At 70.4% G+C, this 9,135-nt stretch carries 9 protein-coding genes and 1 pseudogene; 7 read left to right on the forward strand and 3 right to left on the reverse strand.

The window, feature by feature from the left end:
• Window positions 1-451 (reverse strand): non-canonical purine NTP pyrophosphatase (locus tag B8460_RS02840; protein ID WP_373855627.1); only part of this gene is annotated, 451 nt, incomplete at its 3' end.
• Between the two features lie 137 nt (window positions 452-588).
• Between B8460_RS02840 and B8460_RS02845 the strand changes: the two genes are divergently transcribed.
• Both B8460_RS02845 and B8460_RS02850 read left to right on the forward strand, forming a co-directional pair.
• Window positions 589-972 (forward strand): c-type cytochrome, encoded by a 384-nt coding sequence (locus B8460_RS02845; RefSeq protein ID WP_084623172.1) that lies wholly within the window; start codon window positions 589-591, stop codon window positions 970-972.
• Between the two features lie 16 nt (window positions 973-988).
• Complete coding sequence (locus tag B8460_RS02850) at window positions 989-2,365, forward strand: hypothetical protein (protein WP_048860060.1); 1,377 nt, start codon at window positions 989-991, stop codon at window positions 2,363-2,365.
• On the opposite strand, the gene rph is transcribed toward B8460_RS02850, so the two are convergent.
• Window positions 2,366-3,115, reverse strand: a complete 750-nt coding sequence (gene rph / locus B8460_RS02855) for a ribonuclease PH (RefSeq protein WP_048860061.1) — start codon at window positions 3,113-3,115, stop codon at window positions 2,366-2,368.
• A 126-nt stretch (window positions 3,116-3,241) separates the two neighbouring features.
• Here rph and hrcA point away from each other — a divergent pair, with 126 nt between their 5' ends.
• The 4 genes from hrcA to dnaJ all read left to right on the forward strand — a co-directional run bounded on the left by hrcA (window position 3,242) and on the right by dnaJ (window position 8,395).
• Window positions 3,242-4,318 (forward strand): heat-inducible transcriptional repressor HrcA, encoded by a 1,077-nt coding sequence (gene hrcA / locus B8460_RS02860; protein ID WP_048860067.1) that lies wholly within the window; start codon window positions 3,242-3,244, stop codon window positions 4,316-4,318.
• A gap of 99 nt (window positions 4,319-4,417) precedes the next feature.
• Window positions 4,418-5,050, forward strand: a complete 633-nt coding sequence (locus B8460_RS02865) for a nucleotide exchange factor GrpE (protein WP_084623179.1) — start codon at window positions 4,418-4,420, stop codon at window positions 5,048-5,050.
• Between the two features lie 171 nt (window positions 5,051-5,221).
• Window positions 5,222-7,138 (forward strand): molecular chaperone DnaK, encoded by a 1,917-nt coding sequence (gene dnaK, locus B8460_RS02870; protein ID WP_048860062.1) that lies wholly within the window; start codon window positions 5,222-5,224, stop codon window positions 7,136-7,138.
• A gap of 114 nt (window positions 7,139-7,252) precedes the next feature.
• On the forward strand, window positions 7,253-8,395 hold the full coding sequence (gene dnaJ / locus B8460_RS02875; RefSeq protein WP_048860063.1) for a molecular chaperone DnaJ: 1,143 nt from the start codon (window positions 7,253-7,255) through the stop codon (window positions 8,393-8,395).
• Window positions 8,396-8,472: 77 nt separating this feature from the next.
• On the opposite strand, the gene B8460_RS02880 is transcribed toward dnaJ, so the two are convergent.
• The gene (locus B8460_RS02880) at window positions 8,473-8,724 is read right to left on the reverse strand and encodes a CsbD family protein (protein ID WP_048860064.1); all 252 of its coding nucleotides are present in this window, start codon (window positions 8,722-8,724) and stop codon (window positions 8,473-8,475) included.
• Window positions 8,725-9,023: 299 nt separating this feature from the next.
• Between B8460_RS02880 and B8460_RS20775 the strand changes: the two are divergent.
• A pseudogene (locus tag B8460_RS20775) lies at window positions 9,024-9,135 on the forward strand (4-hydroxy-tetrahydrodipicolinate reductase); the annotation flags it as partial.

The following is a 9,135-nucleotide window of genomic DNA, read 5'->3' on the forward strand; positions in this document are numbered from 1 at the left end:
CCGGCCCGCCGGGCCAGGCCAGCGCGAGGGCGCACACGAACCACGCCCGCCGGTCGCCCGCGCCGAGTTCGGCCTGCACGCGCGCCATGGCGGCGGCGAAATCCTTGTCCGGCCCGGCCCAGCGCGCGGAATAGATGCCGGGCGCGCCGTCGAGGCCCGCGACGCAGAACCCGCTGTCGTCGGCGAGCGCCGGCAGGCCGCAGGCATCGGCCGCCGCGCGCGCCTTCAGCCGGGCATTGCCGGCGAAGTCGGGCGCGTCCTCGACCGGTTCGGGCAGGCCGAGGGCACCGGCGCTGACCACCTCGATGCCGTATGGCAACAGCAGCTCGGCGATCTCGCGCAGCTTGCCCGGGTTGTGGCTCGCGAGCACCAGCCGTTGCCCGCGCGCGAGACGCAGCGCCCGCGTGTCCTCCGTCACCCCGTTCATCCCCGTCGCCGCCGTGGCGTGCATCCCGCCTGTACCCTTTCGATCACGTTATCCGGAGCGCTCACCATTCCGCGGCCCATCGCCCGCGTGTTTGACGGCGATCAACGCCATGCTCGCCACGGCCGGCCACGCTGCCCCCGCCCAAGAAGCAGGAGCGTGCCATGAAACGCATCATCAATCGCTGGTCCTTTGTCGTCGTGCTGGCCGCCGCGTCGTTCACGGTGCCGTGCGCGTGGGCGCAGGACGCCGCGGCCGGCAAGGCCGTCTTTCAGTCGCAGTGCAGCATCTGTCATTCCGTGCAGAAGGGGCGGAACATGACCGGCCCCAGCCTGTACGGCGTCGTCGGCCGCAAGGCCGGCACCGAATCCGGGTTCTACTACTCGGCCGGCAACCGCAATCCGGCGCTGGTGTGGGACGCGGCGACGCTCGAGCGCTACCTCGCCAATCCGCGATCGGTCGTGCCCGATACGACGATGGGGTATCCGGGCCTGCCGGACGCGAAGAAGCGCGCCGACCTGATCGCCTATCTCGGCACGTTGCACTGACCGGGCGGGGGCGGTCATGCGCATCCTGTCGTCGTGGCGTTTCGTTCTTGGGACCGCCTGCCTGCTGATCGCTTGCGGCGCGGCCCGGCCGGCCGCCGCGATCCCGGCTTTCGCGACGCAGACCGGCCAGCCCTGCGCCGCCTGTCACGTCGGCGCGTACGGACCGCAGCTCACGCCGTTCGGCCGCGCCTTCAAGCTCGGCGGCTATACGCAGACCGGCGGGCAGGGCTGGCAGTCGGCGCTGCCGGTCTCGCTGATGCTGCTGGGATCGTACACCAATACCGATAAGGGACAGGGTGGTCCCGCGTCGGAGCATTATGGTGCCAACGGCAACTTCGCGATGGATCAGATCAGCGTGTTCCTCGCCGGACGCGTCAACGACTATGCCGGCGGCTTCATCCAGGGCACGTTCGACGGCATCACCAGCGCGTTTCATCTCGACAACACCGACCTGCGGGTGACGGCGCCGATCAATACCGGCGATTCGCCGTTGCGTCTTGGCCTCGACGTCAACAACGGGCCGACGGTGCAGGACCCGTTCAACTCCACCTATGCCTGGGGCTTTCCCTACGTCGCCTCCGCCCTCGCGCCGACGCCCGGGGCGCAGCCGCTGCTCGCGGGCGGGCTGATCGGCAATTCGGTCGGGGTGAGCGCCTATGCCTGGTACGATCAGGCGCTGTATCTGGAGGCCGGTCTCTACAACACCTACGGACCGACGCTGCTGCGCATGACCGGCACGGAATACGGGCCGGGCGCCACCAACAGCCCGGCGCCGTATCTGCGCGCGGCATACGAATGGGACTGGAACGGACAATCGGCCTATGTCGGCGCGATCTTCCTGCATTCGGACATCAATCCGGCGGCGGCGAGCTATGCGGCGAGCGGCGTGCTCGGGCGCGACCATTACACCGACTATGCGCTGGACGGCGGCTACCAGTTCCTCGGCGACGGCACCAACGTCGTATCGTTCCTCGGCATCTTCGATCACGAGGTGCAGAATCTCGGCGGATCGGTCGCGGCCGGCACGTCGAGCCAGTCCAACAACGCGCTCAACCAGATACGCGCCAACATCAGCTACTACTACCAGCAGACCTATGGCGTGACGCTGGGCTGGCAGAAGACATGGGGCACGACGAATCCGCTGCTCTATGCGCCGGCTCCCGTCAGCGGCAGCGCCAACGGGAGCCCGAACAGCAACGCCTTCATCTTCGAGGCGGACTGGGTACCCTTCGGCAAGGCCGGGTCGTGGGCCGGGCCGTGGGTCAACCTCAAGCTCGGTGCCCAGTACACGCTCTACACGCAGTTCAACGGCGGGTCGTCCAATTATGACGGCTACGGACGCAACGCCATGGACAACAACACGCTGTATCTCTTCGCCTGGGTCAGCTTCTGATCAGCCGAGCGCCGCGCGCTGCGCCGCGAACAGCTGCGCGGTGCCGGCGCGGGCGTAGGCGAGCAGGGAGGTGAACGCCGCCTCGGAGAACGGCGCCTGCTCCGCCGTCGCCTGGATCTCCACGATCCCGCCGTCATCGGTCAGCACGAAATTGCCGTCCGCGTCGGCGCCGCTGTCCTCGGCGTAGTCGAGGTCGAGCACCGCGATGCCGCCCACGATCCCGCACGAGACCGCCGCCACCTGTCCGCGCAGCGGATCGGCGGCGAGCACGTTCATCTGGCGCAGCCGCCGCACCGCGAGGGCGAGGGCGACCCAGGCGCCGGTGATCGCCGCGCAGCGCGTGCCGCCGTCGGCGTTGAGCACGTCGCAATCGAGCGTGATCGTCATCTCGCCGAGGGCGCGGCGATCGACCACGGCGCGCAGGCTGCGCCCGATCAGGCGCTGGATCTCCTGCGTCCGGCCCGACTGCTTGCCCCGCGCGGCCTCGCGGTCGCCGCGGGTATGGGTCGCGCGCGGCAGCATGCCGTATTCCGCCGTGACCCAGCCCTGTCCGGAATTGCGCAGGAAGGGCGGCACGCGCGCCTCCACGCTCGCGGCGCACAGCACCTCGGTCCCGCCCACGCGGATCAGGCACGAGCCCTCGGCGTGGCGGGCGAAGCCGGGCGTGATGCTGACGGGGCGCAGCGCGTCGGCCGTCCGGCCGGAGGGGCGGGGCCCGGAGGCAGGAGCGGAGGTCGGATTGGTTGTCATGGGGGATTCCGGTCGATGTCGGGCGAGCCATACGGCGCCCGGCCTGCCTTGCCAAACGGGGCCGCCTTGCCAAACGCGTCCGGCGCACGAATACAGTAGATCGTGCTGACGACACCCGACCTTTCCATCGGCGAGCGCGCCCGCGGCGAGCGGGGACGCACCGCTGCCCTGCCGCCGGGCCTCGACGCCCGCTCCGCGGCGATCCTGCGCGAAATCGTCGAGCAGTATATCGAGGCGGGCGAGCCGGTCGGCAGCCGCACCCTGTCGCGCCTGCTGCCGATCGCCCTGTCGCCCGCCACCATCCGCAACGTCATGGCCGACCTGACGGAGGCGGGGCTGCTGTATGCGCCGCATACCTCCGCCGGCCGGCTGCCGACGGAGCGGGGGCTGCGCCTGTTCGTGGACGGGCTGCTGCAGTTCGGCGACATCCAGGAGGAGGAGCGGGAGGCGATCTCCCGCGCGCTCGCCGCCTCGGGCCGCAGCCTGGAGGACACGTTCGCCGAGGCGAGCGCCACCATCGGCGGGCTGGCGCAGGCGGCGGGGCTGGTCATCGCGCCCACGTCCGAGGGGCCGGTCCGGCATATCGAGTTCGTCCCGCTCGGCTCCGGCCGGACCCTGATCGTGCTGGTCAATGCCGACGGGCAGGTGGAGAACCGGGTGATCGACACGCCGCCGGGCGTGCCGCCCTCCGCCTTCCAGCAGGCGGCCAACTATCTGAATGCGCGGATGAACGGCGGCACGCTGGCCGATCTGCGGCAGTCGGTCGCGCTGGCCATGGCGGAGGACCGGTCCACCCTCGACGAGCTGGCGCAGAAAGTGGTGGAGGCGGGCCTTGCCACCTGGGCCGGCGAGGGGCGGGGCGGGTCGCTGATCATCCGGGGCCAGGCGCGGCTGCTGGCCGACGTGACGCAGATCGAGCGGCTGACCGCCATCCAGACGCTGTTCGAGCGGCTGGAGACGCAGGAGACGATGCTGCGCCTGCTCGAACTCGCCGAGCAGTCGGACGGGGTGCGTATTTTCATCGGCGCCGAAAGCGGCCTGTTCGGCACGTCGGGCGTGTCGATGATGCTGGCGCCGTCGCGCAACGAGCACGGGCGGATCGTGGGCGCGATCGGCGTGATCGGGCCGACGCGGATCAATTACGGCCGCATCATCCCGGTGGTGGACTATACCGCCCGCGTCATGGGCCAGCTGCTGCGCTGAGCGCTGCCCCGCTGGCCTGCCTGCCGCCGGCCCTTCCGCTGGCCTGATCTCCGCCCCCGGCGCTTGTCCGCCGCCCTGCTCTGCCCTACCTGAGCGCGCATGAGCACCGAGCAGACCCAAGTTCCCGAGGACGCCGCCACGGCCGCGCCGGACGCCGCCGCGACGACGGGACCGGAGATGCTGATGCAGGCGGCCACCGCCCGCATCGCCGAGCTGGAGGCCGAGCGCGACGATTTCCGCGAAAAGTGGATGCGCGCCGAGGCCGAGACGCAGAACGTCCGCAACCGCGCCCGGCGCGAGGTGGACGAGACGCGCCAGTACGCCGTCCAGAAATTCGCCCGCGACGTGGCCGAGGCGGCGGAGAACCTGCGCCGCGGCCTCGACAGCCTGCCACCGCCGGCTGAGGACGAGCCGTCGATCGTCGGCCGCCTGCGCGAAGGGTTCGAGGGGGTGGAGCGCAGCTTCCTCGGCGTGCTGGAGCGCAACGGCATCCAGCGCGAGGACCCGACCGGCAAGCCGTTCGACCCGAACCTGCATCAGGCGATGGCCGAACAGCCGACCGCCGACGCGGCGCCGGGCACGGTGCTGCAGGCCTGGTCACCGGCCTGGACGCTGAACGGCCGGCTGCTGCGTCCGGCCATGGTGGTGGTGGCCAAGGCGCCGGAGGCGGCGGCGCCCGGCGACCACGGCGGCGCGGCGGAGACGCCGCGCACGCTCGATCAGACCGCCTGATACGCCTGAGGCCGGCGGCCCTGCCCAAAATATAGGCAGGCCCCGGCGCCGTTGGGCCTTGCCTCGGCTGGGGCCGGTCCATACATCCCACTCGTTGGCCGCAAGAGGCCTTGGGGCTGTGACCGGTGCCGAACCCGCGGGCCGCACACAGTCGCTGGAAAGGAGCACTTGATGAGCAAAGTCATCGGCATCGACCTCGGTACCACGAACTCCTGCGTCGCGATCATGGAAGGCAAGGACGTCCGGGTCATCGAGAACAGCGAGGGCGCGCGCACCACGCCCAGCATGGTCGCCTTCAGCGATAACGGCGAACGCCTCGTCGGCCAGTCGGCCAAGCGGCAGGCGGTGACCAACCCGTCCAATACGCTGTACGCCGTCAAGCGCCTGATCGGCCGCCGGTTCGACGATCCGACGGTGACCAAGGACAAGGCCATGGTGCCCTACAGCATCGTGCGCGGCGACAACGGCGACGCCTTCGTCGAGGCGCGCGGCGAGAAGTATTCCCCGAGCCAGATCAGCGCCTTCATCCTCGGCAAGATGAAGGAGACGGCCGAGGCGTATCTCGGCGAGAAGGTCGGGCAGGCCGTCATCACCGTTCCGGCCTACTTCAACGACGCCCAGCGGCAGGCGACCAAGGACGCCGGCCGCATCGCCGGGCTGGAAGTGCTGCGCATCATCAACGAGCCGACGGCGGCGGCGCTGGCCTATGGCCTGGACAAGAAGGCGTCCGGCACGATCGCGGTCTATGACCTGGGCGGCGGCACGTTCGACATCTCGATCCTCGAGATCGGCGACGGCGTGTTCGAGGTGAAGTCCACCAACGGCGACACGTTCCTCGGCGGCGAGGACTTCGACCTGCGGGTGATCGACTACCTCGCGGACGAGTTCAAGCGCGAGCAGGGCATCGACCTGCGGAAGGACAAGCTCGCCCTGCAGCGGCTGAAGGAAGCCGCCGAGAAGGCGAAGATCGAGCTGTCGTCCTCCAAGGAGACGGAGATCAACCTGCCCTTCATCACCGCCGACGCCTCCGGGCCGAAGCATCTGGTGATGAAGCTGACGCGCGCGAAGCTGGAGAGCCTGGTCGATGACCTGGTGACCCGCACGCTGGAGCCGTGCCGCGCGGCGCTGAAGGACGCGGGCGTCACCGCCGGCGAGATCGGCGAGGTGATCCTGGTCGGCGGCATGACCCGCATGCCGAAGATCGTCGAGACGGTGAAGCAGTTCTTCGGCCGCGAGCCCGCGCGCAACGTCAACCCCGACGAGGTGGTGGCGATCGGTGCGGCGGTGCAGGGCGCCGTGCTGAAGGGCGACGTCAAGGACGTGCTGCTGCTCGACGTGACCCCGCTCTCGCTCGGCATCGAGACGCTGGGCGGCGTGTTCACCCGGCTGATCGAGCGCAACACCACGATCCCGACCAAGAAGAGCCAGGTCTTCTCCACCGCCGACGACAACCAGCAGGCGGTGACGATCAAGGTCTTCCAGGGCGAGCGGGAGATGGCGGCCGACAACAAGCTGCTCGGCAATTTCGACCTCGCCGGCATCCCGCCGGCGCCGCGCGGCGTGCCGCAGATCGAGGTGACGTTCGACATCGACGCCAACGGCATCGTCTCGGTCTCGGCCAAGGACAAGGCGACCGGCAAGGAGCAGCAGATACGCATCCAGGCCTCGGGCGGCCTGTCGGAGGCCGACATCCAGCGGATGGTCAAGGAGGCCGAGGCGAACGCCGAGGCCGACCGTCAGCGCCGCGAGTTCATCGAGGCGAAGAACCACGCCGACGGTCTGCTCCATCAGGTCGACAAGAACCTGAAGGAGCACGAGGGCAAGATCTCCGCCCAGGACCGGGGCGAGGCCGAGGCCGCGATGGCCGCCGTGCGGTCGGCGATGGAGGGCACGGATGCCGCCGCCCTGAAATCGGCGACGGACCGGCTCAGCCAGGCGGCGATGAAGATCGGCGAGGCGATGTATCGCACCGAACAGGGCACGCCCGGCCCCGATGCCGCCGGCCCGACGCCGCATGACACCGCCACCGACGAGAAGGTGGTCGATGCCGAGTTCGAGGAAGTCGACGACAAGAAGAAGCGCGCCTGAGCGCGCTTCGCCGTCCGCTTACGGCGTCGTTCTTGCAGACCCCGTGTCCGCGTCTGACCGGTCCCCGCCCGTGCGGGGACCGGCACGCGCGTGCGGCCGTGCAAAGGGCTGGGAATGGCTAAGCAGGATTATTACGCGACACTCGGCTGCCCGCGCGAGGCGAGCGCGGAGGACCTGAAACGGGCCTACCGCAAGCTCGCCATGCAGCATCACCCGGACCGCAATCCGGGCGACAAGCAGGCCGAGGCGAAGTTCAAGGAAATCAGCGAGGCGTACGACGTCCTCAAGGACGAGCAGAAGCGCGCGGCCTATGACCGCTACGGCCACGCCGCGTTCGAGAACGGCGGCGGCGGCGCGGGCGGCTTCGATTTCGGTGGCGGCGGCGGCCTCGGCGACATCTTCGACCAGATGTTCGGCGACTTCATGGGCCGTCGCGGCGGCGGCGGCCAGCGCACCCGCGCCGGCGCCGACATCCGTACGCAGGTCGAGATCGACCTGACGGAGGCCTTCAGCGGCACCAAGGCCGAGTTGCGCGTCCCTACCCGCGTCACCTGCGAGGCGTGCGAGGGCACCGGCTCGGAAGACAAGGCCCGCGGCGCCGAGACCTGCACCACCTGTCGCGGCGCCGGCAAGGTGCGGGCGCAGCAGGGATTCTTCCTGATCGAACGCACCTGCCCGACCTGCGGCGGCACCGGCCGCACGCTGCGTAACCCGTGCCGCATCTGCTCCGGCGCGGGCACGGTGCAGCGCAGCCGCTCGCTCGCCGTCTCGATCCCGGCGGGGGTGGAGGACGGCACGCGCATCCGCCTCGCCGGCGAGGGCGAGGCCGGGCCGCAGGGCGCGCCGCCGGGCGATCTCTACGTCCACGTGGCGATCCGCCCGCACCCGCTGTTCCAGCGCGATCAGGCGAGCGTCTATATCCGCGTGCCGCTGCGCATGACGCAGGCCGCCCTCGGCGCGGAGATCGAGGTGCCGGTGATCGACGGCTCGCGCGCCAAGGTGAAGATCCCGCCCGGGACGCAGACGAACGATCAGTTCCGTCTGCGCGGCAAGGGATTTTCCGTCCTGCGCTCCGCCGCGCGCGGCGACATGTACATCCAGGTGATGGTGGAGACGCCGCAGCACCTGTCGCGCCGCCAGCGCGAGCTTCTCGAACAGTTCGAGGCGGAGGCGGCGGACGGGGGCGAGAAGGGCCACCCGCAGCACGAGGGGTTCTTCGCCAAGGTGCGTGAGTTCTTCAACGCCCGCAGCGAGTAGCGGCCCGACAGGTGCGTGCGGGACACCGTCCCGCACGCCCCTCTGCCGGCTTTAAGCGTGGGCCGGACGAGCCAGTATCAGTGCCGGACGATCAGCGCGCCGAGCAGGAAGCCCACGCCGCCCGCAATCAGCAGCGCCGTCAGCGGCTGGTCCTTGACGTAGTCGCGCGCCTCGTCCGCCGCGTGGCCCACGGTCTGCTGCGCCTGTCCGGCGATGCGCCGCGCCGCGCCGCGGGCTTCCGTGTCGTGATCGCCGGTCGCCGCGCCCACCGCCTCCTCGGTGCGGCCGGCGAGGTTACGCACGGTGCCTTCGATCCGGTTCTCGTCCATCAGCGTCTCTCCTGGGTGTTTGTCTGCGCGATCAGGCTTGGCAGTATAGCGCGGCGGCGGGGCCGCGGTTGCGTCCGATCGATCGCGTAGCCTCGTTACGCTTCAGGCGGCCCCGGGTTCGGTGCGGCCGCCGCGGAACCGGTGCGGCGTGCCGGCGTTGTTCCATTGTCGGCGTTGTGTCCCCCCCACAGAGCGCGACAGGCGGCGGCCGTCGGCTTTCGGTCGACGGCCGCCCGCCCCCCCTCCCGCTTTCATCCCGCCGACGCCTATAACCGCCGTCTTCGAACGAGGGGGCGGATATGCGCGTCGGCATCGCCGGCATCACCGGTCGCATGGGGCATCTGCTGGCGGAGGAGGCGCGCGCCGCCGGCGCCGTGGTCGCGGGCGGGATCGCTGCCGGCGGCACGCCCC

Origin of the sequence: Acidisphaera rubrifaciens HS-AP3, from assembly GCF_000964365.1 — a bacterium.
In the GTDB taxonomy this organism is placed as follows: domain Bacteria; phylum Pseudomonadota; class Alphaproteobacteria; order Acetobacterales; family Acetobacteraceae; genus Acidisphaera; species Acidisphaera rubrifaciens.